This window comes from Pseudomonas sp. D3-27, from assembly GCF_051132165.1.
In the GTDB taxonomy this organism is placed as follows: domain Bacteria; phylum Pseudomonadota; class Gammaproteobacteria; order Pseudomonadales; family Pseudomonadaceae; genus Aquipseudomonas.
Window position 1 is genome coordinate 2,135,934 of the sequence record NZ_CP071667.1, and the last position, 26,145, is coordinate 2,162,078.

The window sequence follows — 26,145 nt, forward strand, 5'->3', positions numbered from 1 at the left end:
GAATTACCCCAGTGACTTCTTGTAGCGGCCTTCGATCATGCGGTTCCACGACAGCATGATCAGAAGATTGAGCAGCAACAGCGCGACGGCAATGGCCGCGCCCATCGGCCAGTTCAGTTCCGACAGGTATTGGTCGTAGATCAGCGTGGCGACCATTTTCAGGCGGCGCCCGCCGAGCAGGCCGGGGATGGCGAACGAACTGGCGGCGAGGCCGAACACGATCAGCGTGCCGGACAACACGCCCGGCATGATCTGCGGCAGCACCACCTTGCGGATCACCGTCAATTGGCTCGCGCCCAGGGATAGGGCGGCCTGTTCGGCGGCGGGATCAAGTTTTTGCAGCGAGGTCCACACCGGAATGATCATGAACGGCAGCATCACGTGCACCAGGGCGATGACCACCGCGAACGGTGTGTAGAGCAGCTTCATGGGTGAGCCGCCGAGGGCTTGCAGCGTCTGGTTGATCAGGCCATCGGCGCCGAGCAGCAGGCTCCAGCCGAACGCTCGCACCACCACCGAAATCAGTAGCGGCGTAAGGATCAGGATCAGAAAGATCGAACGCCACGGCGCGCCCATGCGGCTGAGGATGTACGCCTCGGGTACGCCGATCACCACGCACAGCAACGTGGTCAGGGCGCTGATCCAGAACGTGCGCAGGAAGATTTCGTAGAAGTACGGGTCGCCCAGAAGGCTGGTGTAGTGCTCGAAGGTGTAGGCGTCGCTGTCGATACCCGAGCCGTAGTCGAAAACATTGAACGACAGCACGAGCGTCAGACCAAGGGGAATCACCAGCAGGCCCAGGTACAAGGCCAGGGCCGGGGCTGACATCCAATAGCCTTGGCGGCCGCGCTTCATGGCATCGATCAGCTTCATGCCAACACCTCATCCACGCTCAACACACGCAGCAGCGCCGGATCCCAGTCCAGACCCACCGCGGTGCCTTCGGCCAGGGGCGCCGAGCCGTCGTTGCGCCGTACCACGCTGAGTTCGCCCAGAGGGGTGCAGACGCCATACAGCCATTGGCTACCGAGGAAAAAACGCTGGGTGACGGTGCCTTGCAGTCGTCCCGAGCCGGGGGCGCACAGGTCGATCTTTTCGGGACGCAGGCTCAGGGTCAGCTCACCTTTACCGGTGCTGCTGGCTTGCACGACGCCGGCGCTATCACGTTCGCCGGGCAGCAGATTGGCCTTGCCGACGAAGCCGGAAATGAACTCGGTGCGCGGGTGCTCGTAAAGGGTGTAGGGCGCGTCGATCTGGGTGATGCGGCCGGCCTGCATGACCACCACTCGATCGCTTATCGAAAGCGCCTCGGATTGGTCATGCGTGACCATCAATGTGGTGATGCCGACTTCGCGCTGGATGCGGCGGATTTCGAACTGCATTTCCTCACGCAGGTTGGCGTCGAGGTTGGACAAGGGTTCGTCGAGCAGCAGCACCGGCGGTTCGATCACCAGCGCCCGGGCCAATGCCACGCGCTGACGCTGGCCGCCCGAGAGTTCTCGCGGGTAACGCTCGGCATGCCGGTCCAGGCGCACCAGCTTGAGCACTCGATCGACCCGGGACTGCAATTCTGCGCTGGGCACCTTGCGCATGCGCAAGCCGAAGGCGACGTTGTCTTTGACGGTCATGTGGGGAAACAGCGCGTAACTCTGGAACACCACGCCCAGGCCGCGGCTGGCGGGCTTGGCATGAGTGATGTCGCGCCCGTCCAGCAGGATGCGGCCGCTGCTGGCCTCAACGAAGCCGGCGATCATTTGCAGGGTGGTGGTCTTGCCGCAACCGGACGGCCCTAGCAGAGAGACGAATTCGCCTTTCTCCACACAGAGGTTGGTGGCGACCACGGCGTCCAGGTCGCCATACCGTTTGCTCAAGTCTTGAAGTTGCACGAAAGCCATGACTGCGCTCCACCTGAGATTGTTATGCGTCGCCGCGAGGCGCGCTTTTTTGTATGGGCAGATACGAAAGGATGTCGCGGGGTGCGTTGGCGCTCGACTTACGTCGGCTGCCGCTGTTGTTCGAATCGCCCCTGTATGGACGCAGAGTAGGACGAAGAATAGGATGGGCTCAATGGACTATTTCACTGAAGCGATGACTATTTTCCGTTTCTTTCGGTGAATAAATAACTGAGTAAAAAATCCGATGTCTGATTCCATTGAGCGGAATACCAAAAAGATTGAAGTAGGGGTTGGCTCGGTTTCTCGGTTGTTTGCCGTTTTGCGCAGCCTGGGCGAGACCGCAGAGGGCGGCGAGCGAGTCACGCAACTGGCCCAGCGCATTGGCCTGTCCCAGCCCACAACGCACCGCTTGCTGCGCAACCTGATGGATGAAGGCATGGTCGAGCAGGATGCGCGCAGCAAACGCTACCGCTTGAGCCTGGACTTTTTTGCCCTGGCGGCCCGCGCAGGTAACACCGGCAACCTGCGGGAACTGGCCAGGCCCGCGATGTTGCGGTTGTCGGCGTCGTTGGGGGATTCGCTATTTCTGCTGGCACGCTGTGGCTTCGATGCGATCTGCCTGGACCGCAGCGAAGGGCCGTTTCCGATCCGCACATTCACCGGCGACATCGGTGGCCGCGTGGCCTTGGGCGTGGGACAGGGCAGCCTGGCGATCCTGGCGTTCCTCCCGGAGGAAGAGCGCGACACGGTGATCCATTACAACCTGCCACGGCTCAAGGATTTTCATTTGTACGATGAGGTTTTCCTGCGCACGGAAGTGGAGAACGTCCGCACGCTGGGTTATGCCGGGCGCAACACCGGGGTCTTGCAGGGCATGGCCGGCGTGGCGGTGCCGATTCTCGATCGTGAGGGACGGGCCGTGGCGGCCTTGAGCGTGGCAACCATCAGCGACCGGCTCGGGCCGGATAGGCTGCCAACGGTGGTGGAAATGCTCAAGCGCGAAGCCGCGATGATCGGCCCGCGAATCAACCCGTTCGATCCGCTGCTGCGCAGGCCTTCGCAGGTGTTCAGGCCGGGGTGAATACCGATTTTTGGCCTGTCACAAGACCTCTGTGGGAGCGAGCCTGCTCGCGAAGGCGGTATCTCAGTCGACATCATTTCTAACTGTGCGACCGATTTCGCGAGCAGGCTCGCTCCCACAGGGGAAGGTGGTGGTCAGAAATTCAAGGTCTGCTTGAGCTTCTGCGCCGTCGGCGTATCGCTCGGGATGACCATCGCATAGTTGTACCCAGGCCCGGACCAATACTCGGCCTGCAGTTCCCCATCGCGCCGGCTGCCACGGGGCAGCAGGAAATTTTTCGGACCTGGTGGGCGGATATAGAAGCTGATCTTCAGGCCGCTCGAATCCTGGTAAACCACCATCGCCGCCGCGCCTTGGTCAGTGCTGAGCAATCGCCCGCTTACCGGCGTGAAGCCCGCCGCCGAGAGATCCGGTAAGCGGTCGGCTTGGCTGAAGTAACGGTCGAGCCAGCCTTGCATGCTGTGCTCGTCGCCAGTCTGGTAATCGGCCGGGAGCACGCCCTGCTGGGCAATCAACCGGTACGCCTGCAATGCGTCAGCCATGGGCGCTGCTGCGCTGAGCAGGGTTATCTGTCGGGCCTGCCAGCCGCCCACCCCACCGATACCGACGGCCAGCGTCAAGACCGCTGCGCTGGCGAGAAGGCGGCGCGTACGGTGTTTCATGCGTTGACGGATGACAGTCGGGTCGAGGCTGGGATTGGGTGGGAGTTGCAAGGTTGCGCTCAGGGTTGCGCGCAGATGCTGCGCGTCCTGTTGCCAGGCCCGTACGCGTTTGGCAACGGCGGGGTGGCTGGCCAGGTAGGTTTCAACCTGTCGTCGGTCGGCTTCGCTCAGTTGATGATCGACGTAGGCGTGCAGGTCTTTGTCGCTGGGGGGCAGGGTGATCATTTGAGTATTCGCAGGGCAGGGCGGGCGATTTCGCCGTCGCTGAGTTGGCGCAAGGCCTGGCGGGCCCGTGACAGGCGCGACATCACGGTGCCGGTCGGCACGCCCAGGATGTCGGCGACTTGCTGGTAGCTCAAGCCTTCTACTGACACCCACAACAATAACGCGCGCTGTTCGGTGGGCAACTGGTCAAAAGCCTGGAGCGACGATTGGGCGATGACGCTGCGCTCGGCGGACGGGTGTGCATCGTCGCGCCCGGTGAAGAATTCCAGCATGCGTGCGTACCGTCGGGAACGACGATGGGCATCGAGGAACTGCCGGTAAAGGATGGAGAACAGCCAGGCCCGCAAATCACCGTCCGGGCGCTTGTCGTTCCATTTCGACAGGGCCCTTTCCAGGCACGCCTGGACCAGGTCGTCGGCGTTGCTGGGGTTGCGTGTCAGCGACACGGCAAAACGTCTCAGCCGTGGAATGAGCAGGCGCAACTGGTCGTCGAGTTCGTTCATGAGGATGCGTGGCTTCGTGGGCAATCACTGCGTTGGAAGGAAAGACGATCCAGGCACAAGATTATTCCAGTGAACGAAAAATAAATATGAAGCGTGGGAATAAACACGTTGGGCTTTCGTCTGACGGGTCCTTTCCACTAACGGCCTTGTGCCTTGGAGTCTCCAAATGGTTGACCCTTCTTCTGAACGTCGGGCGCCGTTGAGCGCCGCCAGCCTGACATTGCGCCTGACGGCCATTGCCGTGGTCGTTGCTGCGCTGGCCGGGGCGTTTGCCTACGTCAATGGCACACTCGACCCACAACGCCTGACGCCCAAGGCCTTGGTCAATGTGCTGGAAACGAACAACGGGGTCCATGCGGGTTTCCGGCGCAATCACTCCAAGGGTGTCTGCGTTGCCGGTTATTTTGAAAGCAGTGGCGAAGCCCGCGCCTACTCCAGCGCCCAGGTATTCAATGAGCCACGCACGCCCGTGGTCGGTCGTTTTGCGCTGCCCAGCGGCAACCCCTACGCACCGGATGGCAGTGTGCCGATCCGAAGCCTGGCGCTGCGTTTTACCCAGGCCGACGGCCAGCAATGGCGCACCGGTATGAACAGTATGCCGGTGTTCCCGGTGGGTACACCGCAGGCTTTCTTTGAACTGCAACAGGCCCAGTCGCCGGACCCGGCCACGGGCAAACCAAACCCTGGCGCCGTGCCGGCGTTTTTTGCAGCGCATCCCGAGGCAGTGCCGTTCTTGCAATGGATCAAGACGGCCAAGCCATCGGCCAGCTATGCCACTGAAACCTACAACGGCATCAATGCGTTCTACCTGGTGGGCCCTGCCGGACAACGCCAGGCCGTGCGTTGGGGGGTGGTGCCGATAAGCAAGGACGCGGTGGATGCGAGCCCACCCCAAGGCGCCGACTTCCTGGAACAGGACCTGACCAAACGCCTGGCTGGCGGACCACTGCGCTGGCAGTTGAACATCACCTTGGCCAACCCGGGCGATCCGGTCAACGACGCCAGCAAGGCCTGGCCCGCCGATCGCAAGGTGCTCAACGCCGGCACCCTGGTGCTGGAGCGCGCCCAGGCGCAGGACAACGGAGATTGCCGCGATATCAACTATGACCCGCTGATCCTGCCCAGTGGGATCGAAGGTTCTGATGATCCGCTGTTGGCCGCTCGTTCGGCGGCTTATGCCAGTTCGTACCTGCGCCGTACCAGCGAAGTCAGCCAGTTGCCCGCCACCCAGGAGTCTCGTCCATGAACGCCCCCCGACATTTCGCGCCGCTGGCTCGGCTGCTGCACTGGATGATGGCCTTGATGGTCATCGCCATGTTGTTTATCGGCGCGGGCATGGTCGCCTCCGTGTCCGAGCGCCATGAGTGGCTGCTTCAACTGCACAAACCCCTGGGCATCGCTATTTTATTGTTGGTGATTGTCCGCCTGGTGGTGCGCTTCACCACGCAGATACCGCCGTTGCCGGCCGACCTGCCGAGCTGGCAGGCCTTGTCGGCCAAGGCTTCGCATGTCTTGTTGTATGCTTTGATGCTGGCGTTGCCACTGTTGGGCTGGGGGATGATATCGGCGGCGGGGGACCCGGTGATGCTCAGCGAGTCGCTTCGGTTGCCTTCCATCCTACCCGCGGATGCCCAGACCTTCGCATGGCTGCGCAAGGCTCATGGTTACCTGGCCTATTTGTTATTCCTGACGGTGCTGGTGCATCTGGCGGCGGCGTTGTTTCACGGGTGGGTGCGCCGGGACGAGGTGTTGCACAGCATGTTGCGCGGCCGGGACTGACCGGGAGGCTCGTGGCGAGGGGCTTGCTCCCTCGCCACAGGGGAACGGCGCTAAAGGGACCTCAGCGCAGCTCGTCGACCATGGACTCGAGGGTGCTTAGCACGTCCTTGCCCAGTTGCATGGAGCGTTTGCCGGACCAGCCGGTGTGCGGGTTCGGATGGTCGTCGTGGTCCTTGAAAGGCATCTCCAGGGTCAGCGACAGGCAGTCGTATTTCTGGCCGACCGCGTTGCAAGCCAGCGTCATGTTGGCCTGGCCGGGTTCGTCGCGGGTGTAACCGTGGGCGGTTTGGAAATCCTTGGTCTGGCGTTTGAGATGGCTGCGGAAACGTTCTTCGAGCCCGGCGATGCGCGGTGTGTAGCCGGGGTTACCTTCGCAGCCAGCGGTGAAGACGTGAGGGATTTCTTCGTCGCCATGGGCGTCCAGAAACAGATCAACGCCATACTTTTCCATTTGCTGTTGTACGAAAAATACCTCGGGGCTGATTTCCGGGCTGGCGTTCTGCCAAGCCCGATTCAAGTCCTGGCCCATCGCGTTGGTGCGCAGATGGCCATGAAACGCGCCATCGGGGTTCATGTTGGGCACCAGGTACAGGTCGGCCTTGGCAAGCAGCCGGTTCAGTTGGGCATCGTCATGGTGCTGGAGGCGTTCGATGATGCCTTCCATGAACCACTCGGCCATGTGCTCACCGGGATGTTGCTGCGCAATGATCCAGATTTTGCGCCGTCCTTCGGCACCGCTGCCCTTGCGCAGCAATTGAATATCGCGACCCTCGACGCTCTTGCCGGTCGCCAGCAGTTCGGTGCCAGCCTTGTGCTGCGCTTGTTCGATCAGCCAATCGTGGCGGCCGCGGCTGTAAGGTTCGAAATAGGCGAACCAGGCGTGAGGTTGCTCGGCCTCCAGGTGGAAGCGCAGCGCATCGCCTTCAAATTGCGTAGGAATACGGAACCAGTTGACGTGGTCATAGGAAGCAACGGCTTGATAACCGGTCCACGCTTTGTTGTAGGAGGATTGGCTGGCATTGAGCAGGCGGAAGGAATATTCCTGGCCGACGTGCAACCCGCTGGCCTTGAAGTGAAACCACTGGAAATGGCCGCTACGGGTATCAGGTCTGATTTTCAGCAATGATTGCAACGGGTTGCCGATGTCCACCACTTCGATGTTGCCGCTGTCGAAATTGGCGTTGATATCAAAGGACGATTTAGCCACGGTCACGATTCCTGCCCAGGATTTTCATGGCCGTTACTTTACACGCAAAGAAGGAGAAAACCGGGACGAATTGTTGTTGGGGAAGGGGGCGTCCTCCCTGGACGCATTTGCAGATTAGAGAGTCCCTGATCGATTCTCAAGTGCTGCCTGTCGATCATTCGAACCGGTGCAACGCAGGGGCTTTTGTAAACGAATGTGCATTTGCTATCATCCCCAGCACCGAATTAGCGACACCCAAAGACTTCATTAGCCTGAAGCCATAAGCCGAAAATCGGCAAAAAAAGACCCGGCAAAAAGCCGGGTCAAAAACCGTGATTAGCCTGATGAGGAGATAATCCAGAAGTCCGACCTAAGGTCTTCTGGCCTATCGACTGATCTCGCGACCAGCTGATGCAATAATAATCATTATCATTTGCAAGTCAAATGTTTTTATTGGGCCCATTGGAAATTATTTCCCATGTGGTTCTGCAGCCGCCTTTTCCAGCGTTACGCCTAGCGAGTAGGGTAACCGTCCAGCGACCGGTCGATCATGACCTTGACCAAGTCGATCATATGCACCACCGAAAATGCCAGGTCGCGGCTCGGGCCGCTGAGTCGAGTGGCAGACTCCTGGGCGGTAGCGGCCGCGCAGCGCAGCAGTTCGCAGGCGTGAACCAGGGCTTCCTCACCGCTGATGTTGCGGTTCACGTCGAAGAAGCGATGTTCTGCTTGGGCGTGCGCAATACCTGGTTTCAAGTAATAGTCCAAGGCGCGCTTCGCCGCAGGGCAATCCTGAAGCGAGGGAAATGGGCTTTCTGAAGGGGTTGTGGGCTCGTCTTTGTTGGGCTTGTCCATGGTGTCGAGTTTCTCCGTGTTGGTGTGAAATCCTGGATCCAGCTTAGTACGCTTCGTAATTGTGACGACGATTTAAATACTACAATTTGTGTTTTGATGGGCGTGGTCATCCACGTATCGTGCCGTTCATGGATAAATGGATAGAGTTGGTCAAGGCCAAGATGAAGGAGCTGCACATCACGCAAGTGGTGCTCGCAGAGCGTTTGGGGATGTCCCAGGGTGGTGTCGGCCATTGGCTGACCAAGCGCCGGCAGCCCAGTCTTGAAGACATGAATCGGGTGCTTCAGGAGCTCGGACTCGAGTTCCTGGAAGTGGCAATGGTGATCCGCGAACCGGACACCTCCACTGACGAGGGCATGGCGCTGGCGCAGAAGTACAACCCGTACTTCCGCTACCCGGTCAATGACTGGCACGACATCGGCGCGGTTCACGAGGGTGATCTGGTCGGGTACGGGCAGCCGCGCTACGAGCTGACGGACTACCATGCCCAGGGAGACGCTTTCTGGCTGGTGGTGGTAGGCGACGCGATGACTGCGCCAAGCGGGCTGAGCATCCCTGAGGGCATGTCGATCCTGGTTGATCCGGCGATCGAGGCCGTGCCCGGCAAACTGGTGGTGGCGAAACTGCCCGGCAGCAGCGATGCGACCTTCCGCAAACTGATCGAAGAGAGCGGCCAGCGTTACCTGGTCCCGCTCAATCCCACTTACCCGAAAAATCTATACACAGAGCATTGCCGCATCATCGGCGTGGTCGTACAGGCAACCATCAGGTTCTGAACTGGATCGGCCCGGCAAACGGGCCGATACCTATTCTTCCAATGCCACCAGCGCGCTGCCCTCGCTGACCATCTCACCTTCCTGGCAATACAACGCCTTGATCACGCCCGCCTTGGGTGCACGGATGCTGTGCTCCATCTTCATGGCTTCCAGCACCACCAACTGCGCGCCGGCTTCCACTGGTTGCCCGACACTCACCAGCACCCGCACGATGCTGCCATTCATAGGTGCGACCAAGCCGCCCTGATGGCCGTGGCTGGCCTCGGCGGCGGCTAACGGGTCGTAGACATCGACGCGATGCAAATCGCCCGCCCATTGCAGATAAAGGCTGTCGCCCTGGCGAACAGCCCGATGGCTGCGACGCAGGCCGTTACGCTCGATGACCAGGTGCTCCCCCTTGAGCTCGGCGCTGCGGGCGGTAACGTCCACCGTTATCGCCCGATCCTGGCCACCACAGACCAGATGCAGGGTGGTTTCCCCTGGCAGCCCCAGGCGCAACCCAGTGCTCTCGGCCCAGGGGGAATTGAGGTCATCCACGCGGACGCGAGGCGTCATGCCCAAGGCAAAGGCAAGGGCCGCCGCGTACCAGAACTCGTCGTCCAATTCGCCAGGTTCGGGCAGTAGTTGCGCTTGGTAGCGTGGGATAAATCCGGTATCGAGTTGCGCCGCTGCAAAGGCCGGGTGGCCGACGATGCGCCGCAGAAAACCGATGTTGGTTCTCAGGCCACCGATGGCGAACTCATCCAGCATCGCGAGCAACCGTAGACGGGCCTGCTCACGGTTTTCGCCCCAGGCGATCAGCTTGCCGAGCATCGGGTCGTAGAACGAAGAAATCTCGTCACCTTCTTCTACGCCGCTGTCGACCCGTCGACCTTCGCCCCCCGCGGATTCACGGTATAACGCCAGGCGTCCGGTGGCGGGGAGGAAATCATTGGCCGGGTCTTCGGCATAAAGCCGTACTTCGATGGCATGGCCCCGCAACGGAACTTGTTCCTGGGTAATCGGCAGCGGTTCGCCTTGGGCCACGCGGATCTGCCAGGCCACCAGATCGAGGCCGGTAATCGCTTCGGTGACCGGATGCTCGACCTGCAGCCGGGTGTTCATCTCCATGAAGAAGAACTCGCCCCGCGAATCCAGCAGGAACTCCACCGTGCCCGCGCCGACATAACCGATGGCCTGGGCGGCGCGCACCGCGGCCTCGCCCATTGCCCGGCGCAGCTCCGGGCTCAGACCCGGAGCGGGAGCCTCTTCGACAACTTTTTGGTGCCGGCGCTGGATCGAGCAATCGCGCTCGTTGAGGTACAGGCAGTGACCGTGTTGGTCGGCGAATACCTGAATTTCCACGTGGCGCGGCTTGAGCAGGTATTTTTCCACCAGCATGCGCGCGTCGCCGAACGATGATTGCGCCTCGCGCTGCGCCGATGCCAGTGCTTCGGCCAGTTGGCTGACGTCTTCCACGACCTTCATGCCCTTACCGCCGCCACCCGCCGTTGCTTTGAGCAGAACCGGGTAGCCGATTCGCTCGGCGGCGGCGCGGAAGGTTTCCAGATCCTGGGCTTCACCGTGATAGCCAGGCACCAGCGGCACGCCGGCGGTTTCCATCAAGGCCTTGGCGGCGGACTTGCTGCCCATGGCGTCGATGGCCGAGGCGGGTGGGCCCAGGAAGATCAGCCCGGCTTTTTCAATGGCCCTGGCGAAGCCGGCATTCTCAGAAAGAAAACCGTAGCCGGGATGGATGGCCTGGGCGCCGCTGGCAAGGGCTGCGGCGATCAGTTTGTCGATTTGCAGGTAGCTGTCGGCGGCCTTGCTACCGCCCAGGTCGACGCGGATATCGGCTTCACGGCAATGGCGCGCGTCACGGTCGGTGGCGCTGTGCACCGCGACGGTAGCCAGGCCCATGGCCTTGGCTGTGCGCATGACCCGGCAGGCGATTTCACCTCGATTGGCGACCAGTAGCGTATTGAGGATAGGGGCGCTCATTGACGCGGCTCCTTGTTGTTCGACTCGGCTTGCCAACTGGGCGGGCGTTTTTGCAGGAAAGCTCGCAAGCCCTCCTGACCTTCAGGGCTGACACGTATCCGGGCGATGGCGTTTTCGGTGTAGCGGCGCAGCGCCGGCGTGAGCGCACCGTTGCCGACTTCACGCAGCAGTTCCTTGCTGGCGCGCATGGCCGCTGGACTGTTGAGCAACAGGTTGTTGATCCATTGCCCGAGCTGATCGTCCAACGTCTCGGCGGGGTAACTTTCCGACAGCAAGCCGATCTCTTTCGCACGTTGTCCGCCGAAGCGTTCGGCGGTCAGGGCGTAACGCCGCGCCGCCCGTTCGCCGATGGCTTGCACCACGAATGGACTGATCACTGCCGGTGCCAGGCCGATGCGCACCTCTGACAGACAAAATTGCGCTTCGTCGGCGCCGATGGCCATGTCGCAGGCGCTGATCAGCCCCAGCGCGCCGCCAAACGCGGCTCCCTGAACCACCGCCAACGTTGGAATCTTCAACTTGGCGAGGTTGTACATCAGCTCCGCCAGTTCCCGGGCGTCGTCCAGGTTGGTGTGGTAATCGAGTTCGGCGGACTGTTGCATCCAGGCCAAGTCGGCGCCGGCGCTGAAGTGTTTGCCCCGGCCACGGAGCAACAGGAAGCGCAGGTTCGGGTCGCTGCCGACCTGGTCCAGAGCGAGAATCAGCTCTCGGATCATCTCGGCGTTGAACGCGTTGTTTTTTGATTCGCGGCTGAGCCACAGGATGGCGAAGCCGCGCGGGTCGGTTTGCAATTCGAGCGTGCTGTACTGAGTCATGGGCGTTTTCCCGGTTACATCCTGAACACGCCGAAGCGGCTCGGTTCGATGGGCGCGTTCAGCGACGCGGACAGGGCCAGCCCCAGCACATCGCGGGTCTGCGCCGGGTCGATGACGCCGTCGTCCCACAGCCGCGCGCTGGAATAATAGGGGTGCCCCTGTTCTTCGTATTGATCGAGAATCGGTTGCTTGATCTCGGCTTCCTGGCTGGCGCTGAAGGGCTGGCCGCTGCGTTCGGCCTGTTCGCGCTTGACTTGCACGAGCACGCCGGCGGCTTGCTCGGCACCCATCACGCCGATCCGGGCATTGGGCCACATCCACAGGAACCGCGGGTCATAGGCGCGGCCGCACATGCCATAGTTCCCCGCGCCGAAACTGCCACCGATGATTACGGTGAACTTCGGTACCCGGGCGCAGGCCACGGCGGTCACCAGTTTCGCGCCGTGCTTGGCGATGCCGCCGGCTTCGTATTTCTGGCCGACCATAAAGCCCGTGATGTTTTGCAGGAACAACAGGGGAATCCCGCGCTGGCAGGCCAGTTCGATGAAATGCGCGCCTTTCTGCGCGGCCTCGGCGAACAGAATGCCGTTATTGGCGAGGATGGCGATTGGATAACCGTGCAAATGCGCGAAGCCGCACACCAGGGTCGTTCCGAACAGCGCCTTGAATTCGTCGAACACCGAACCATCGACAAGCCGCGCAATGACCTCCCGCACATCGAACGGCTGCTTGGCATCGGCCGAGACCACACCATAAAGCTCGTCACTCGAATACAGCGGGGCGATGGGTGCGCGTTGCTGCACATCGCCAAGCTTGCGCCAATTGAGGTTGGCCACGCTGCGACGTGCCAATGCGAGGGCGTGCTCGTCGCTGTCGGCGTAATGGTCGGCCACCCCGGAAATCTTGCAGTGCACATCGGCACCACCCAGGTCTTCGGCGCTGACCACTTCGCCGGTAGCGGCTTTTACCAGGGGCGGGCCGGCGAGGAAGATCGTCGCCTGCTGGCGGACCATGATCGCCTCGTCCGCCATCGCCGGCACATAGGCGCCGCCGGCGGTGCAGGAGCCCATGACCACGGCAATCTGCGGGATGCCCTGGGCACTCATGTTGGCCTGGTTGAAGAAAATGCGGCCGAAATGCTCGCGGTCGGGGAACACTTCATCCTGGCGTGGCAGGTTCGCACCGCCGGAATCCACCAGGTAAATGCAGGGCAGGCGGTTCTGTTGGGCGATGGTCTGGGCCCGCAGGTGTTTTTTCACCGTCAGCGGATAATACGAACCGCCTTTGACCGTCGCGTCGTTAGCGACAATCATGCACTCGACGCCTTCCACGCGACCGATGCCGGCGATCACGCCGGCCGCCGGCACGTCTTCCCCGTAGACTTCGTAAGCCGCCAGCGGGCTGATTTCCAAAAAGGGCGAGCCTGGATCCAGCAAGCGATTGATGCGTTCGCGCGGGAGCAATTTGCCCCGGGACGTGTGCCGCTCCTGGGCCTTGGGCCCGCCGCCTTGCTGGATGTGTGTGAGCAAGGTGCGCAAAGCCTCGACCTGTCCAAGCATCGCGTCGCGGTTGGCGATGAACTCGGGCGAGCGGGTGTGGAGCTGGGTGTGCAGCGTGGCCATGGTCAGCTCCGTTAGCGGGTTTCGTTGAACAGTTCGCGGCCAATCAACATCCGACGAATCTCACTGGTGCCCGCGCCGATTTCGTACAGCTTGGCGTCACGCAGAAGACGACCAGCCGGGAATTCATTGATGTAGCCGTTGCCGCCCAATATCTGGATGGCATCGAGGGCCATCTGCGTGGCGCGCTCGGCGCTGTAGAGGATCACCCCGGCGGCGTCCTTGCGGGTGGTTTCGCCGCGCTCGCACGCCTGGGCCACTGCGTACAGATAGGCGCGGCTGGCGTTGAGCTGGGTGTACATGTCGGCGACCTTGCCTTGGATCAACTGAAATTCGCCGATGCTCTGGCCGAACTGCTTGCGGTCGTGGATGTACGGAACGATCAGGTCCATGCACGCCTGCATGATGCCGGTCGGGCCACCGGACAAGACCACGCGCTCATAGTCGAGGCCGCTCATCAAAACTTTCACGCCACCATTGAGCACGCCGAGGATATTTTCCTCGGGCACTTCGACGTCATCGAAAAACAACTCGCATGTGTTGGAGCCGCGCATGCCGAGTTTGTCGAATTTGTTGCTGCGGCTGAAGCCTTTCCAATCGCGTTCGACGATGAGCGCAGTGATGCCATGAGGGCCTTTTTCCAGGTCAGTCTTGGCGTAAATGACGTAGGTGTTGGCATCGGGCCCGTTGGTGATCCAGGTCTTGCTGCCGTTGAGCACAAAGCGGTCGCCACGTTTTTCGGCGCGCAGTTTCATGGAAACCACGTCGGAGCCGGCATTCGGTTCGCTCATGGCGAGGGCGCCGACATGTTCGCCACTGATGAGCTTGGGCAGGTACTTGCTCTTTTGCTCATGGGTGCCGTTGCGGTTGATTTGATTGACGCACAGGTTGGAGTGGGCGCCGTAGGAAAGGGCGACCGAGGCCGAGCCGCGGCTGATTTCCTCCATGGCGACCACGTGGGCCAGATAGCCCAGGCCGGCACCGCCGTATTCTTCCGGCACAGTGATGCCCAGCAGGCCCATGTCGCCGAATTTGCGCCACATGTCGGCAGGGAACAGATTGTCGATGTCGATCTGGGCTGCCCTAGGCGCCAGCTCGGCCTTGACGAAGGACTGGACCTGGTCGCGCAACATATCGATGGTTTCGCCAAGGGCAAAATTCAGGGATGGGTAGCTCATGGGACACCTTTTGTTTTTTTGTCGGGTGCGGAAAGTAGCAGGACTGCTCTCACCTTTACGTTAACGTAAGCTTGTGACGGATGGCTGTCAATCGCTCTTTACGTTAACGTCAACTTGGGCGAGAGTAAGGCCGCTTTCCTACGGAAATTGCCGATACACCCACCGAATAAAGACAAGAGGGGTCGTCATGGATCAACCCGGTTCGCAAGCGCAATCGAGCTACACCCGAGGGAGCCAAGCCAAGTCCTTGTTGGAGCAGACCATTGGCCAAGCATTCGACCAGACCGTGGCTCGATGCCCTGATGGCGAAGCACTGGTGGTTCGTCACCAGTCGCTGCGCTACAAGTGGCACGAACTGGCCGAAGTGGTCGACTTACACGCACGGGCTTTTTTGGCGTTGGGGTTGAAGACAGGCGATCGCCTGGGCATATGGGCGCCCAACTGTGCGCAGTGGTGCGTGAGTCAGTTCGCCAGTGCGAAGATCGGCGTGATTCTCGTCAATATCAACCCGGCGTATCGTGCCTCCGAACTGGAGTACGTACTCAAGCAGTCCGGCTGCCAGTGGCTGGTGTGCGCGGGGTCATTCAAGACCTCGGATTACCATGCCATGTTGCAAGCATTGGCGCCGGAACTGGCAGAGCAACCTATCGGGCATTTGCACAGCGAGCGCCTTGCGGATCTGCGCGGTGTGATCAGCCTCGATCCGCAGCCACCCTCAGGCTTCCTGCCTTGGTCGCAGTTGACGGCCCTGGGTGCCTCGGTGTCGCCAGGGCAACTGGCCGAGCGCCAGGCCAGCCTGCGTTTCGATCAGCCCGTGAATATCCAGTACACCTCCGGGACCACCGGGTTTCCCAAGGGGGCGACCCTTAGTCATCACAATATTCTCAACAACGGCTACATGGTGGGTGAAAGCCTCGGCCTGAGCGCTGGCGATCGCTTGGTGATCCCAGTGCCGTTGTATCACTGTTTCGGCATGGTCATGGGCAACCTGGGTTGCGTGACGCACGCCAGCACCATGATCTACCCCAACGACGCGTTCGATCCGTTGCTGACCCTGCGCACCGTGGCCGAGGAAAAAGCCACCGCGTTGTATGGTGTGCCCACCATGTTCATTGCCATGCTGGACCAGCCGCAACGGGGGGATTTCGACCTGTCCAGCCTGCGTACCGGGATCATGGCCGGCGCTACGTGCCCCATCGAGGTGATGCGGCGAGTCATCAACGAAATGCACATGGCTGAGGTGCAAATTGCCTACGGCATGACGGAAACCAGTCCGGTGTCGTTGCAGACTGGTCCTACAGATGAATTGGAATTACGCGTCACTACCGTCGGCCGCACTCAGCCGCAACTGGAAAGCAAGATCATCGACCAGGCGGGGGAAATCGTCCCTCGCGGCACCATCGGCGAGTTGTGTACGCGAGGCTACAGCGTGATGCTCGGCTACTGGAATAATCCCAAGGGCAGTGCCGAAGCCATCGACTCGCAAGGCTGGATGCACACCGGCGACCTGGCGATCATGGACGGGCAGGGTTACGTGCGTATCGTCGGGCGCAACAAGGACATGATCATCCGTGGTGGAGAGAATGTTTATCCTCGGGAGTTGGAAGAATTCTTTTTCACTCATCCCGCAGTGGCCGACGTACAAGTGATTGGCATACCTTGCTCGCGTTATGGCGAAGAGATCGTAGCCTGGATCAAGTTCCACCCCGGGCACAGCGCCTCCGAGCAAGAGCTGCAAGCGTGGTGCAAGGAGCGAATTGCTCACTTCAAGACGCCGCGGCATTTCAAGTTCGTCGAAGAATTCCCCATGACGGTCACGGGCAAGATCCAGAAATTTCGCATGCGGGAAATCAGCATCGAAGAACTGAGCGACAGCAATGGCTGAGTAACTTCCCTGTGGGGCGAGCTTGCTCGCTCCCGCAGGAAAACCCAAACGCCAGACAGCACAAAGGGGAGCCGAAGCTCCCCTTTAATTTTGTCGTCGCGTGCTCTTTTTTTATTATTGAGGGGCGGCCTGTTGTTGTTTTTGGCAGCCGTGACCCTTTACCGCTGTTTTTGGCGATCCCCATCCGGGATCAAGAGCAAACGTATTTTTTTGAGCGCTGATCTGCTTTTTCGCCTGGCGATCCAACCGATTCGGGCGCTACCTGAAGGTAGTTTTATTGTTCTCTGCCCGGTTGCGGGTTGCTCCTGAAAGCACCCTGAAAAGCACATCTTCTCCAAAAAAATCTGTTAGCTGCGTCTCTGCCGTGTTGTTTTTGTTATGCCAGAGTCGTTTCGTCTTGTTTTTATTGGGTTTGTCGCTTTTTTTTATTCTTGTTGTGCAGGAGATATAGCAGGTGGCGTGCCAACTTTTAAAAATCTATATAGAACAATGACTTGTGATTTTCTCGAAAAAATCAGGACGGCCAATCCCAGACAAATTGTTTCCGTGTTACTCGTTTCACCCCCGTTACAGACGAGGGCGGTAACACCTCACTGCGCCAGCCGCGCCTTTGCAACACGCGAACCGGTGGGGCGGCCCAGCACGTCACAAATCTGCTGGCCCGCGGCAATCAGTGCGTCCAGGTCGATACCGGTTTCGATACCCAGCCCCTTGAGCAGGTAAAGCACGTCCTCGGTGGCGACGTTACCGCTGGCGCCCTTGGCATAGGGACAGCCGCCCAAGCCGGAAATGGAACTGTCGAACACGGCGATACCTTCCAGAAGGCTGGCGTAGACGTTGGCCATTGCCTGGCCATAGGTGTCATGGAAGTGTCCCGCGAGTTTTTCCCGGGGAACGTCACCCGAAACCACTTCAAACATCCTGCGTGTGGCGCCGGCGGTGCCCGTCCCGATGGTGTCGCCGAGGGAAACCTCGTAGCAGCCCATGTCGTACAGCTCCCGGGCGACCCAGGCCACTTGCTCGGGTTCGACCGCGCCTTCATAAGGACAGCCCAGCACACACGACACGTACCCGCGTACGTTGACACCGTTGCGCTGTGCTGCCTCCATGATCGGGGCGAAACGTTCCAGGCTTTCCTTGATGGAGCAATTGATGTTGCGTTGGGAAAATGCTTCGGATGCCGCCGCGAACACCGCAACCTCCTTGACGCCTGCCGCCAGCGCGTCCTCGAACCCCCGCAGGTTCGGCGCCAACGCGCCGTAGGTCACACCGGGCTTGCGCTGAATCTGCGCGAACACCTCGGCCGAGCCGGCCATTTGCGGCACCCATTTGGGCGAGACAAAACTGCCAACCTCGATGTAACCGAGGCCCGCGGCGCTCAAGGCATCCACCAGGCGCACCTTGTCGGTGACGCTGATGGGTTGCGATTCATTCTGCAGCCCGTCGCGGGGGCCGACTTCGATCAGGCGTACAAAAGAGGGCAGGGACATGGGGATTGACCTGTGGTGAATGGGCTCGGTGTGGAAGCGAGCTTGCTCGCTCCCACTGGATAACTGCTGTGTTACTGGACGGTTTCCTCGCCCTTGAGCGTCTGTTCCAGCGCCTGGATGCAACGTTCCTCGGCGGTGTCGAGTTCCAGTTTCATCTGTTCGATGTCCAACAGCTGCTGTTCGAGTTGCTCACGACGCTCGGCAATTTTCGCCAGCATGCTGTGTAACTGTTTCTGATTGCCGCTGGTGGGGTCGTACAGCTCGATCAGCTCACGGCATTCAGCGAGGGAAAACCCAATGCGTTTGCCCCGCAGGATCAGTTTCAGGCTGACTTTGTCCCGTGGCGAGTAAACACGTTCCTGGCCTCGGCGCTCCGGACGCAAAAGACCCTGTTCTTCATAGAAGCGGATGGCTCGAGTGGTGATATCCAACTCGCGGGCGAGATCGGAGATGCTGTAGGTCAGGCTGCTCATGGAAGCGCTCGAAATGATAGGAGTTGGCGCTAAGCTAATTCCAGGTTGACGTTCACGTCAAGCAATGAGCTGTCGACGAAACCTGTGGGAGCGAGCCTGCTCGCGAAAGCGGTAGTCCAGCCAATATGAATAGTGACTGATCCGACGCTATCGCGAGCAGGCTCGCTCCCACATTGGACAGGCTAAACCTTATCGAGCTTCTTCTCATGGGCCGTCACCTGTTGGCACAGTTCGATGATCTGCTCGCGCATCCAACGATTGGCCGGGTCCTGGTCGGTGCTTTCGTGCCAGTAGAGATGGGTTTCCACTGGCGGCACATCGTTGACGGGCACGTGGACCGCATGCAGGTCATGGCGGCGTGTGAAGCGCTCCGGAACAGTCATGACCATATCGGTCTGCTGGAGCACCTGGGACGCCATCAGATAATGCTGCGAACGCAGGGCAATCTTGCGCTGTATGCCCATTTTGCCGAGGGCCAGGTCCACGTAACCCAGGCCGTTGCGGCGACTGGAAATATGCACGTGGGTCTGGGCCAGGTAATCGTCGAGGCTGAGTTTTTCCTTGTTCGCCAGCGGATGGCCCTTGCGCATGGCGCAGACGTAACGGTCCTCCATCAGCTTGACGTGGCGTACTTGTGGGTCGGTGTTGAGCGGGGCGTCCACCGCGAAGTCCAGGCGTCCGGCGGCCAGCTCCTTGGTGGTTTCCCGGCGCTTGGACAGGAAACTCTCGATAGCCACGGTCGGCGCCAGGCGACGCAGGCGCTGGAACAGTGGCGGCAGGATCACGCCCTCGGTGAGGTCGGTCATGCTGATGCGGTAGGTCTTGACGGCTTGCAGTGGGTTGAAGATCCGACTTTCCTGTACCGATACCCGCAGCAGCGACAGGGCGTTGCGCACCGGCCCGATAATATTCTGGGCCATCGGTGTAGGCACCATGCCCTGGGCGGTGCGCACGAACAGCGGATCATTGAAGGTCTCGCGCAAACGCGCCAGGGCATTGGACACGGCCGGCTGAGTGATGCCGACGATCTGCCCGGCACGGGTCAGGTTGGCTTCGGTGTAGATCGCATCGAAGACAATGAAAAGGTTGAGGTCGACCTTGCTCAGATTCATGGCGCTGCACTCTTATTCTTGGGCTTGTATGAGGTGCCGGGTGGCAATGCAAATCAGTGAACCATATATCGGTGATGAATGTTAATACACGCCGAGAATAGGTTAGGTAAATTTTCGTAGCTCAACTAGCATCGATTCCATGACCTAAAAACAACCTCTGCCAAGAAGGTGCTGCCCATGGATTTTGCCTATTCCCCCAAGGTTCAGGAGCTGCGTGAACGCGTTACGGCGTTCATGGATGCGCATGTCTACCCGGCCGAAGCGGTATTCGAACGACAAGTAGCCGAAGGTGACCGTTGGCAACCCACCGCGATCATGGAGGAGCTGAAGGCCAAGGCCCGGGCCGAAGGGCTGTGGAATCTGTTCCTGCCGGAATCCGAACTGGGCGCAGGCTTGACCAACCTTGAATATGCGCCGCTGGCGGAGATCATGGGGCGCTCGCTGCTGGGGCCGGAGCCGTTCAACTGCTCGGCGCCGGACACCGGCAACATGGAAGTGCTGGTGCGTTACGCCAATGAAGAACAAAAGCAGCGCTGGCTGGAACCGTTGCTGCGGGGAGAGATTCGCTCGGCCTTCGCCATGACTGAACCGGACGTCGCTTCGTCGGATGCCACCAACATGGCCGCCCGTGCCGAGCGCGATGGCGACCAGTGGGTCATCAACGGTAAAAAGTGGTGGACCTCAGGCGCCTGCGACCCGCGCTGCAAGATCCTGATCTTCATGGGCCTGAGCAATCCCGATGCACCTCGTCACGCCCAGCATTCGATGATCCTGGTGCCGGTGGACACGCCCGGGGTCAAGATCGTCCGGCCACTACCGGTGTTCGGTTACGACGACGCGCCCCATGGCCACGCCGAAGTGCTGTTCGACAACGTGCGGGTGCCGTACGAAAACGTCCTGCTAGGCGAGGGCCGCGGTTTCGAAATTGCCCAGGGCCGCCTCGGCCCGGGCCGGATTCATCACTGCATGCGCTCCATCGGCATGGCGGAGCGCGCATTGGAATTGATGTGTCAGCGGGCCATCAGTCGCACCGCCTTCGGCAAGCCACTGGCGCGCCTGGGTGGCAACATCGACAAGATCGCCGATTCGCGGATGGAGATCGACATGGCTCGCCTGCTGACGTTGAAGGCGGCCTATATGATGGACACGGTCGGCAACAAAGTGGCCAAGAGCGAAATCGCCCAGATCAAGGTCGTTGCGCCGAACGTGGCGCTGAAGGTCATCGACCGGGCGATCCAGATTCATGGCGGGGCTGGGGTTTCCAACGACTTTCCGCTGGCCTACATGTATGCCATGCAGCGAACGTTGCGCCTGGCCGACGGCCCGGATGAAGTCCACCGCGCCGCCATCGGCAAGTTCGAGATCGGCAAGTATGTGCCCAAGGAGATGTTGCGCAGCGGGCATTGAAGCTTCTTCACACTGACACGTAATCGCGAACAGGCTCGCTCCCACTGAGTTTGTTGGATGAACGCAGCATTGGCGTTCACCGCAAGCACCTTGGGAGCGAGCTTGCTCGCGATGGCCGTCTCCTGGACGGTGAATGAGCTTATTCCTTGACGCTCATGTATTCCTCGGCCCAACGGATGTACTCCTCGGGCTGGGTGTAGGTGTGGGTCAGTTCGGTGGCGCTCAGGTCCGACGCCTGGGTAAAAATCTGGCGCTGTTCCCGCAGGCTGTCATAAGTGGCCTTGATCGCGGCGAAATAGGCGCCGTGGCCATCGATGGTGATCCGTACACCCAGCTCGGCCAGGCGTTTGTCGTCACGCAGCAGCGGGTTGCCGTAAGTGACCAGCATCAGCGGCACGTTCAGGTTCTCGCTGATCTTTTCCAGATGCTCGAAGTCCTGTACCCCGACCATGCAGATCCCATCGGCGCCGGCACGTTCGTATTGTTGGGTGCGGCTGATGATTTCCTGAACCGGCAGTATTCCCGCGTTGGTCCGGGCGATGATGGCCATCTCCGAATCGACGCGGGCCTCCAGGGCGGCGCGGATCTTGCCGACGCCTTCGGCCACGCTGATGAGGTCCGTGGACTTGCGGCCGAACTGGGCGGGCAGCAGGGTGTCTTCGATCGTCAGCGCGGCAATGCCGGCGCGTTCGAGCTCGATGATCGTGCGCATCACGTTCAGCGCGTTGCCGTAGCCGTGGTCAGCGTCGGCGATCACCGGCAGCTGGGCCACGCGACCGATGCGGGTAGCCTGTTCGGCAAATTCACTGAGGGTGATCAAGGCAAAATCCGGCGCGGCCAACACTTGCAATGAAGCGACCGAGCCGCCGAGGATCCCCACTTCGAATCCCAGGTCTGCGGCTATGCGCGCTGACATCGGGTCGAACACGGACGCAGTGTGGTAGCACGTGTCGGAAGCCAGCAATTGGCGGAAGTTGCGACGCAAATCTTGATGGGAAAGCCTGGACATATAAGTTCCACCAATGGAATGGAAGGGCTTGAGCAAAAGTGTCAACGCCGAAAAACCAAAGGCTATCATGCGGCAGGCACAAAGATGATGACGAATGTGCATGGGCCATGCTTTGCAGTGCACCAAAAAAGGCCACAGACCGGAAGGCTTGTAGCCTGGCGAGTGCCTACAGCTTAAACGATGTCAGGACAGGGTCGTTTCCCCCCACATCTTCTTGATCTCGTGAATGTTTCCAACGTTGAAGCGGGTCGAGAAGGGAATAGTGCAGAAGACTTCGTTCTCGTTCGTCAATTGGACAGCGGTATCCACCGCATCCGTACCGGCTCGCAGCAAAGGCGCTTGGTCCCAGTTGTTCATCAGGTTATCCATGTTTTTTCCTCTTTTGGTTATAGGGCAGCCAATGACTGCCCGGGGTTGAGCAACGACAGCGTGTCTTTGAATAAAGCTGTCTCTTGCGCAGCTACGCCGGGGTAAAACGGCTTATAGTTTTCATCGAAACACCAGGCTTCGTCCGGTCTGATCGAGTGTTCAGGATGAATGAGCAGACTCAACGATGCAGACATTGACCGAGGCGCGATCTGTCTGTGGATCTCTCGAAATGCAGGCATGTATAAAACTTCGCCTGGCGCCAGTTTTACGCTTCGTTCCTTACCTAATCTGGGCACCTTGCCCATTTGTAAGGGAAGTTCATCAAGTATTTCGCGGACAACCGTTGTATAACCATCTCCGCTATAGCCCACCGCATACATGTCGAAGTCATGATTGTGGTTCAGGTTGTAGATGAAAGTCTTGCTCTCGTCATGTGTTTCCACGGGTGCCCAGAATCCCAGGCGCAGGGTAAACTCATCGTTGCTGTGCAGTACAAAGGCATAGGCATTGTAGATATTGTTGCGGATGGCGAAACCATCTCTCTGTATTACGTCATGCAGATGGTGACTCAATAAAGAACGATTCGTCGCCAGCTGGCGCATGTCTTCAATGACATCGGCTTTGTCACGCTGCAGATCGTAAGTGTTTATGCGCTCCAGGAAAGTGTCGAGTTTCATGCGGCCTTCTCCAGTGGACGAAGCAAGCTGTCCAGGCGCGCACTTTTGTGTTTTTTCAGCAATGGAGCGTATGCCAGCGCCTTGGGCCGGTCCGCTCGGTAGAGTATCTGGAAGGCTTTCCACACCACAGCGGGATGATAGTGGTAGACCAATTCCTCCGCGACCTTGACGCCATCGAGGTCTTGGATTGTGTCGAGCAGCTCCAGGCTGACCAGATAACGAGAGGCACTTTCATCGTGGGGCAACCACGCTATCTTTTTCAATGTGACACGATCGAATACGCTGATATCGGCCGCTCTGTTTGGCAGATTGATTCGCCCTGTAAGTCTGGCTGGCTTGGGGTCGGTTTGGATGTAGTCGAATAATGTATGACGGCCGTCGATGATCAGCGGGTTTCTTTCGTCAACAATAACGCTGTCGGCCTTTTCGATACACTGTTCCATCAAAGTGTATCGCTGGACCTGGAAGGGGCGGTCAAGCGCGAACAGAATGCTGTGGCCGGGCACTGAGTACAGTGGCGATGAAGTTGAGTCGAATGTAGGTGATTTAACACTTATATTGCCTATATTCGTCTGGTGCAGTATCACGGTTCCCGTATGCGGGTTGGTGGCGTTCATGATTGTTGCCCGCCGGAATTGCTCCCTGGCAAAGTCGGGTGCGGCGGTAAGTTGAGAAACCAGTTGTCTTGTTTCTGAGGTCATGTCCAATGATTTAATTGTTTCCGCAATGTCCGTTGGCGAAACTATCTCGGTAATTAGATTTTTGATCATGATCGTTTTCGTTGCAGTGGGTCGGTGTTGGAAAGTATGGAGTTGGACAGGGTGGGAGGCAACTTGTTAATTGTCGACAAGTATTGCCGGGGAAATATCGAGTTGCTTTCTGGTTAAAGAGGGTTGTTATTGTTTAGTGTTACATCCTCACGTTGCGCGAGGAGTAAATGGAAAGTGCCGGGACAGGGCGGCGGATTTATGCCGCCTCGGCCTGTTCCCGCGGCCTGAGCAACGTCACGGCGCGTACCGTGTCGCCCGGTTGCACTTGCAGACGTTGGGCTGTGGCGCGGTCAACGAGCAGGCTTTGACCATGCAGGTGGGCCCGGGCGCTGGTGACGCGGCAGCTTTCCAGGCGCCGGTTGTGGATCAGCCACACCGGCGCCTGCCCGTCCGGCGTGCCGATCGTCAAGGTCAGTGGCTGGCTGTCGCGTACGCTGCGGATCTTCGAGACAGGTGCCTCGATGACCGGCCCGCCGTCAAAGATGTCCACGTATCCCTTGTGGGCGAAGCCTTCGGCACCGAGGATCTTCAAGGCGGGTTCGGTGTCCGGATGCGCTTTGCCTATCGCTGCCTGGGCCTGCTCGGTGAGTAGGCAGGTGTACAACGGTTGGCGTGGCATCAGCTCGGCGATGAAGGCCTTGTTGCCCATGCCAGCCAACTGGTCGGCGTAGCTGAAGTCCTTGTTGAAGAAGTGTCGTCCCAGGCTATCCCAGAAAGGCGAGCAGCCCTGGTCGTCCGCGCGACCGCGCAATTCTGCAATCAGCTTTTCGCCAAACAGCTGGGAAAACTCGGCCACGAACAGCAGGCGCGCCAGGGACAGCAAGCGCCCGTTATGGCCACGGCGCTGATGGGGATGAAGGAACAGCGAGCAGATTTCCGATTGACCGGTCATTTCGTTGTTGAGGAACAGCGTCGGGATCTGTCGCTGGATGCCCAATTCAGGCGCCGAGCTGACGGTCACACCCACGCGGTAGTTGTACCAGGGCTCGCGCACCCCCACCGCACCGGTCAGCGCGCTGATACCCACCACGTGCCGGTCGTCGTCCTCCAGCACGAACAGGTAGTCGGCATCGGCACGTTCCACCTGCCCGGCGAAGGTCCGTTGGGCCCAGCGCACTCGGTGCGCCAGGCGTTCTTCATTGGCCGGCAGGCTGGTAAACCCCGGGCCGGCGCAGCGCGCCAGGTCCATCAACGCAGGCAGGTCGGTCAGGGCGACCGGGCGGACAATCATGGTGTCGCTCCTTGATCATGCCGGGCGCGATGCTGCCATAGACGGGCTCGAAGGCGTCTCATAGGCGGACCACCCGGATCCGGTCACCCTCTGCAATGCCCAACGCATGCAACATATCGGGCTGCAATGGGACAGGGCTTTCGCCGTTGACTTCCAGGTCGGCGACAATGGCTCGGTAATGGCCCAGGCGATCGTTGCTGACCAGGTAGCGACCCGTGGCGTCGATGTGTCGGCTCTGGCGCGCGATAGCCAAGTGACTCTGGGTGATCGAGCGGATGTTCGCGACCCGGGCGTGCAGCGTGGGGCCACCGTCGAAGATATCCACGTAGTTGTTGGTTTCGAAACCCTCGCGCTCGAGGATGTCGAAGGCTTCCTGGCCGTCCGGGTGGACCCGGCCAATGCAGGCCTGGGCCGCCGGGGGCAACATCGGGACATAGATCGGGTATTGAGGCATCAGCTCTGCGAGGAAGGTTCGGCTGCGCAAGCCGCACAGACGTTCGGCCTCGGTGTAGGGCAGGTCGAAAAAATGCTGTCCGACGGCGTCCCAGAAGGGCGACTGGCCATCCTCGCTGCTGAAACCGACGATCTCAGTGATCACCGAGTCGGCAAAGCGCCGCGGGTGGGCGCCGATGAACATCAGCCGCGCCCGGGAAAGCAACTCCGATTCCGGCGTGCGTACCCGTGCAGCGTCGATGTGGAAACCGCGCAGCAGCGTCTGACCGTTGAGGTCCTGGCAGAGCGACAGCGCGGGTACGCCGTGCTGGATGTTCAGCTCGCGGGATTCGCTGGAAAACGGCCGGTTGCGCAGGCTGTAGAATGGTTCGCCGCAACCCGTGGTGGCGACAATTTCCGAACAGCCCACGAGGCGACCTGATTCCAGCTCCTGCAAAACAAAAAAATAATTCTCCCCGCCCGGGGTGTGCACTTCGGCCTCGAATGAGGCGCACGAGGCGAGAATTTTTTCCCGCAGGTGATCGACGTCGTCGGGAAGCGAAGTGACGCCTACCAGGCTATCGCGGGCCAGCTGTTGCAGTTGCGGCAAATCGGTCAATTGAACTGGACGTAAAGCCAGCATGGATTGCACTCCTGTTCCAAAGAACCCGCTGATAGGCACCGGGCTTGACGATCACTGTCGTTGTCCACGCGTTGTTGCTTTGCAGCTGAAAAC

Annotated in this window: 25 protein-coding genes; 6 read left to right on the top strand and 19 right to left on the bottom strand. The window is 60.0% G+C overall.

Features of this window, described 5'->3' with window-relative positions; translation table 11 throughout:
- Positions 1 to 3: 3 nt before the first annotated feature.
- Entirely contained in the window at positions 4 to 873 is an 870-nt protein-coding gene (locus tag J3P92_RS09915) for an ABC transporter permease (protein ID WP_434650580.1), read from the bottom strand.
- Positions 870 to 1,895, bottom strand: a complete 1,026-nt coding sequence (locus J3P92_RS09920; protein ID WP_434610675.1) for an ABC transporter ATP-binding protein — start codon at positions 1,893 to 1,895, stop codon at positions 870 to 872. Before J3P92_RS09920 ends, J3P92_RS09915 begins: the two co-directional genes overlap by 4 nt.
- A gap of 244 nt (positions 1,896 to 2,139) precedes the next feature.
- Between J3P92_RS09920 and J3P92_RS09925 the strand changes: the two genes are divergently transcribed.
- The gene (locus J3P92_RS09925) at positions 2,140 to 2,976 is read left to right on the top strand and encodes an IclR family transcriptional regulator (RefSeq protein WP_434650582.1); all 837 of its coding nucleotides are present in this window, start codon (positions 2,140 to 2,142) and stop codon (positions 2,974 to 2,976) included.
- 134 nt (positions 2,977 to 3,110) lie between these two features.
- Here the strand turns inward: J3P92_RS09925 and J3P92_RS09930 are convergent, their stop codons facing one another.
- Entirely contained in the window at positions 3,111 to 3,863 is a 753-nt protein-coding gene (locus J3P92_RS09930; protein WP_420764611.1) for an anti-sigma factor family protein, read from the bottom strand.
- Positions 3,860 to 4,366 carry a sigma-70 family RNA polymerase sigma factor gene (locus J3P92_RS09935; protein WP_420764610.1) on the bottom strand — a complete coding sequence of 169 codons (507 nt, stop codon included), beginning with the start codon at positions 4,364 to 4,366 and terminating at the stop codon, positions 3,860 to 3,862. Before J3P92_RS09935 ends, J3P92_RS09930 begins: the two co-directional genes overlap by 4 nt.
- 166 nt (positions 4,367 to 4,532) lie before the next feature.
- Here J3P92_RS09935 and J3P92_RS09940 point away from each other — a divergent pair, with 166 nt between their 5' ends.
- Complete coding sequence (locus J3P92_RS09940) at positions 4,533 to 5,612, top strand: catalase family peroxidase (protein WP_434650584.1); 1,080 nt, start codon at positions 4,533 to 4,535, stop codon at positions 5,610 to 5,612.
- Positions 5,609 to 6,145: a cytochrome b gene (locus J3P92_RS09945; protein WP_434650586.1), complete on the top strand. Its 537-nt coding sequence runs from the start codon at positions 5,609 to 5,611 to the stop codon at positions 6,143 to 6,145. Before J3P92_RS09940 ends, J3P92_RS09945 begins: the two co-directional genes overlap by 4 nt.
- A 61-nt stretch (positions 6,146 to 6,206) precedes the next feature.
- Here J3P92_RS09945 and J3P92_RS09950 read toward each other — a convergent pair whose 3' ends face one another.
- A complete protein-coding gene (locus tag J3P92_RS09950; RefSeq protein WP_420764607.1) occupies positions 6,207 to 7,358 on the bottom strand; it encodes a M14 family metallopeptidase in 1,152 nt (383 codons plus the stop codon).
- 486 nt (positions 7,359 to 7,844) lie between these two features.
- A complete protein-coding gene (locus J3P92_RS09955) occupies positions 7,845 to 8,186 on the bottom strand; it encodes a DUF6124 family protein (protein ID WP_434650588.1) in 342 nt (113 codons plus the stop codon).
- Positions 8,187 to 8,314: 128 nt separating this feature from the next.
- Here J3P92_RS09955 and J3P92_RS09960 point away from each other — a divergent pair, with 128 nt between their 5' ends.
- Positions 8,315 to 8,962: a LexA family protein gene (locus J3P92_RS09960; protein ID WP_434563369.1), complete on the top strand. Its 648-nt coding sequence runs from the start codon at positions 8,315 to 8,317 to the stop codon at positions 8,960 to 8,962.
- Positions 8,963 to 8,992: 30 nt separating this feature from the next.
- Here J3P92_RS09960 and J3P92_RS09965 read toward each other — a convergent pair whose 3' ends face one another.
- Genes J3P92_RS09965 through J3P92_RS09980 form a run of 4 tightly spaced genes read right to left on the bottom strand, consistent with a single transcriptional unit; the run spans position 8,993 to position 14,554 of the window.
- Positions 8,993 to 10,942 carry an acetyl/propionyl/methylcrotonyl-CoA carboxylase subunit alpha gene (locus tag J3P92_RS09965; protein WP_434650590.1) on the bottom strand — a complete coding sequence of 650 codons (1,950 nt, stop codon included), beginning with the start codon at positions 10,940 to 10,942 and terminating at the stop codon, positions 8,993 to 8,995.
- Positions 10,939 to 11,757 (bottom strand): gamma-carboxygeranoyl-CoA hydratase, encoded by an 819-nt coding sequence (locus J3P92_RS09970; protein ID WP_434610692.1) that lies wholly within the window; start codon positions 11,755 to 11,757, stop codon positions 10,939 to 10,941. The genes J3P92_RS09965 and J3P92_RS09970 overlap by 4 nt, the downstream gene beginning before the upstream one ends.
- A gap of 14 nt (positions 11,758 to 11,771) precedes the next feature.
- Positions 11,772 to 13,379, bottom strand: coding sequence for a carboxyl transferase domain-containing protein (locus tag J3P92_RS09975; RefSeq protein ID WP_434610695.1), 1,608 nt, complete (start codon positions 13,377 to 13,379; stop codon positions 11,772 to 11,774).
- Positions 13,380 to 13,390: 11 nt separating this feature from the next.
- Positions 13,391 to 14,554 (bottom strand): isovaleryl-CoA dehydrogenase, encoded by a 1,164-nt coding sequence (locus J3P92_RS09980; RefSeq protein ID WP_434650592.1) that lies wholly within the window; start codon positions 14,552 to 14,554, stop codon positions 13,391 to 13,393.
- 187 nt (positions 14,555 to 14,741) lie between these two features.
- On the opposite strand from J3P92_RS09980, the gene J3P92_RS09985 reads away from it, so the two are divergent.
- Complete coding sequence (locus J3P92_RS09985) at positions 14,742 to 16,439, top strand: AMP-binding protein (protein WP_434563377.1); 1,698 nt, start codon at positions 14,742 to 14,744, stop codon at positions 16,437 to 16,439.
- Between the two features lie 590 nt (positions 16,440 to 17,029).
- Here J3P92_RS09985 and J3P92_RS09990 read toward each other — a convergent pair.
- From J3P92_RS09990 to J3P92_RS10000, 3 genes are all read right to left on the bottom strand, one after another.
- Positions 17,030 to 17,929 (bottom strand): hydroxymethylglutaryl-CoA lyase, encoded by a 900-nt coding sequence (locus tag J3P92_RS09990; RefSeq protein ID WP_434563379.1) that lies wholly within the window; start codon positions 17,927 to 17,929, stop codon positions 17,030 to 17,032.
- A gap of 71 nt (positions 17,930 to 18,000) precedes the next feature.
- Positions 18,001 to 18,402: a MerR family transcriptional regulator gene (locus tag J3P92_RS09995; RefSeq protein ID WP_420764598.1), complete on the bottom strand. Its 402-nt coding sequence runs from the start codon at positions 18,400 to 18,402 to the stop codon at positions 18,001 to 18,003.
- Positions 18,403 to 18,584: 182 nt separating this feature from the next.
- A complete protein-coding gene (locus J3P92_RS10000) occupies positions 18,585 to 19,514 on the bottom strand; it encodes a LysR family transcriptional regulator (protein WP_420764597.1) in 930 nt (309 codons plus the stop codon).
- A gap of 177 nt (positions 19,515 to 19,691) precedes the next feature.
- Between J3P92_RS10000 and J3P92_RS10005 the strand changes: the two genes are divergently transcribed.
- On the top strand, positions 19,692 to 20,921 hold the full coding sequence (locus J3P92_RS10005) for an acyl-CoA dehydrogenase (protein WP_420764596.1): 1,230 nt from the start codon (positions 19,692 to 19,694) through the stop codon (positions 20,919 to 20,921).
- A 139-nt stretch (positions 20,922 to 21,060) separates the two neighbouring features.
- Here J3P92_RS10005 and J3P92_RS10010 read toward each other — a convergent pair whose 3' ends face one another.
- The 6 genes from J3P92_RS10010 to J3P92_RS10035 all read right to left on the bottom strand — a co-directional run bounded on the left by J3P92_RS10010 (position 21,061) and on the right by J3P92_RS10035 (position 26,052).
- The gene (locus J3P92_RS10010) at positions 21,061 to 21,930 is read right to left on the bottom strand and encodes an isocitrate lyase/PEP mutase family protein (protein ID WP_420764595.1); all 870 of its coding nucleotides are present in this window, start codon (positions 21,928 to 21,930) and stop codon (positions 21,061 to 21,063) included.
- A gap of 183 nt (positions 21,931 to 22,113) precedes the next feature.
- Positions 22,114 to 22,299 carry a hypothetical protein gene (locus tag J3P92_RS10015; RefSeq protein ID WP_420764594.1) on the bottom strand — a complete coding sequence of 62 codons (186 nt, stop codon included), beginning with the start codon at positions 22,297 to 22,299 and terminating at the stop codon, positions 22,114 to 22,116.
- A 17-nt stretch (positions 22,300 to 22,316) separates the two neighbouring features.
- Positions 22,317 to 22,976: a transposase gene (locus J3P92_RS10020; protein WP_434650594.1), complete on the bottom strand. Its 660-nt coding sequence runs from the start codon at positions 22,974 to 22,976 to the stop codon at positions 22,317 to 22,319.
- Positions 22,973 to 23,746 (bottom strand): hypothetical protein, encoded by a 774-nt coding sequence (locus J3P92_RS10025; protein WP_434650596.1) that lies wholly within the window; start codon positions 23,744 to 23,746, stop codon positions 22,973 to 22,975. The genes J3P92_RS10020 and J3P92_RS10025 overlap by 4 nt, the downstream gene beginning before the upstream one ends.
- A 196-nt stretch (positions 23,747 to 23,942) precedes the next feature.
- Entirely contained in the window at positions 23,943 to 24,977 is a 1,035-nt protein-coding gene (gene astA / locus J3P92_RS10030) for an arginine N-succinyltransferase (protein ID WP_434563385.1), read from the bottom strand.
- A gap of 58 nt (positions 24,978 to 25,035) precedes the next feature.
- Positions 25,036 to 26,052: an arginine N-succinyltransferase gene (locus tag J3P92_RS10035; RefSeq protein ID WP_434650598.1), complete on the bottom strand. Its 1,017-nt coding sequence runs from the start codon at positions 26,050 to 26,052 to the stop codon at positions 25,036 to 25,038.
- Positions 26,053 to 26,145 lie beyond the last annotated feature (93 nt).

What these genes read in the sequence shown, in the direction of transcription:
- J3P92_RS09915 (WP_434650580.1), bottom strand. Translation starts at nt 873, where the DNA reads ATGAAGCTGATCGATGCCATGAAGCGCGGCCGCCAAGGCTATTGGATG.
- J3P92_RS09920 (WP_434610675.1), bottom strand. Translation starts at nt 1,895, where the DNA reads ATGGCTTTCGTGCAACTTCAAGACTTGAGCAAACGGTATGGCGACCTG.
- J3P92_RS09925 (WP_434650582.1), top strand. Translation starts at nt 2,140, where the DNA reads ATGTCTGATTCCATTGAGCGGAATACCAAAAAGATTGAAGTAGGGGTT.
- J3P92_RS09930 (WP_420764611.1), bottom strand. Translation starts at nt 3,863, where the DNA reads ATGATCACCCTGCCCCCCAGCGACAAAGACCTGCACGCCTACGTCGAT.
- J3P92_RS09935 (WP_420764610.1), bottom strand. Translation starts at nt 4,366, where the DNA reads ATGAACGAACTCGACGACCAGTTGCGCCTGCTCATTCCACGGCTGAGA.
- J3P92_RS09940 (WP_434650584.1), top strand. Translation starts at nt 4,533, where the DNA reads ATGGTTGACCCTTCTTCTGAACGTCGGGCGCCGTTGAGCGCCGCCAGC.
- J3P92_RS09945 (WP_434650586.1), top strand. Translation starts at nt 5,609, where the DNA reads ATGAACGCCCCCCGACATTTCGCGCCGCTGGCTCGGCTGCTGCACTGG.
- J3P92_RS09955 (WP_434650588.1), bottom strand. Translation starts at nt 8,186, where the DNA reads ATGGACAAGCCCAACAAAGACGAGCCCACAACCCCTTCAGAAAGCCCA.
- J3P92_RS09960 (WP_434563369.1), top strand. Translation starts at nt 8,315, where the DNA reads ATGGATAAATGGATAGAGTTGGTCAAGGCCAAGATGAAGGAGCTGCAC.
- J3P92_RS09965 (WP_434650590.1), bottom strand. Translation starts at nt 10,942, where the DNA reads ATGAGCGCCCCTATCCTCAATACGCTACTGGTCGCCAATCGAGGTGAA.
- J3P92_RS09970 (WP_434610692.1), bottom strand. Translation starts at nt 11,757, where the DNA reads ATGACTCAGTACAGCACGCTCGAATTGCAAACCGACCCGCGCGGCTTC.
- J3P92_RS09975 (WP_434610695.1), bottom strand. Translation starts at nt 13,379, where the DNA reads ATGGCCACGCTGCACACCCAGCTCCACACCCGCTCGCCCGAGTTCATC.
- J3P92_RS09980 (WP_434650592.1), bottom strand. Translation starts at nt 14,554, where the DNA reads ATGAGCTACCCATCCCTGAATTTTGCCCTTGGCGAAACCATCGATATG.
- J3P92_RS09985 (WP_434563377.1), top strand. Translation starts at nt 14,742, where the DNA reads ATGGATCAACCCGGTTCGCAAGCGCAATCGAGCTACACCCGAGGGAGC.
- J3P92_RS09990 (WP_434563379.1), bottom strand. Translation starts at nt 17,929, where the DNA reads ATGTCCCTGCCCTCTTTTGTACGCCTGATCGAAGTCGGCCCCCGCGAC.
- J3P92_RS09995 (WP_420764598.1), bottom strand. Translation starts at nt 18,402, where the DNA reads ATGAGCAGCCTGACCTACAGCATCTCCGATCTCGCCCGCGAGTTGGAT.
- J3P92_RS10000 (WP_420764597.1), bottom strand. Translation starts at nt 19,514, where the DNA reads ATGAATCTGAGCAAGGTCGACCTCAACCTTTTCATTGTCTTCGATGCG.
- J3P92_RS10005 (WP_420764596.1), top strand. Translation starts at nt 19,692, where the DNA reads ATGGATTTTGCCTATTCCCCCAAGGTTCAGGAGCTGCGTGAACGCGTT.
- J3P92_RS10010 (WP_420764595.1), bottom strand. Translation starts at nt 21,930, where the DNA reads ATGTCCAGGCTTTCCCATCAAGATTTGCGTCGCAACTTCCGCCAATTG.
- J3P92_RS10015 (WP_420764594.1), bottom strand. Translation starts at nt 22,299, where the DNA reads ATGGATAACCTGATGAACAACTGGGACCAAGCGCCTTTGCTGCGAGCC.
- J3P92_RS10020 (WP_434650594.1), bottom strand. Translation starts at nt 22,976, where the DNA reads ATGAAACTCGACACTTTCCTGGAGCGCATAAACACTTACGATCTGCAG.
- J3P92_RS10025 (WP_434650596.1), bottom strand. Translation starts at nt 23,746, where the DNA reads ATGATCAAAAATCTAATTACCGAGATAGTTTCGCCAACGGACATTGCG.
- astA (WP_434563385.1), bottom strand. Translation starts at nt 24,977, where the DNA reads ATGATTGTCCGCCCGGTCGCCCTGACCGACCTGCCTGCGTTGATGGAC.
- J3P92_RS10035 (WP_434650598.1), bottom strand. Translation starts at nt 26,052, where the DNA reads ATGCTGGCTTTACGTCCAGTTCAATTGACCGATTTGCCGCAACTGCAA.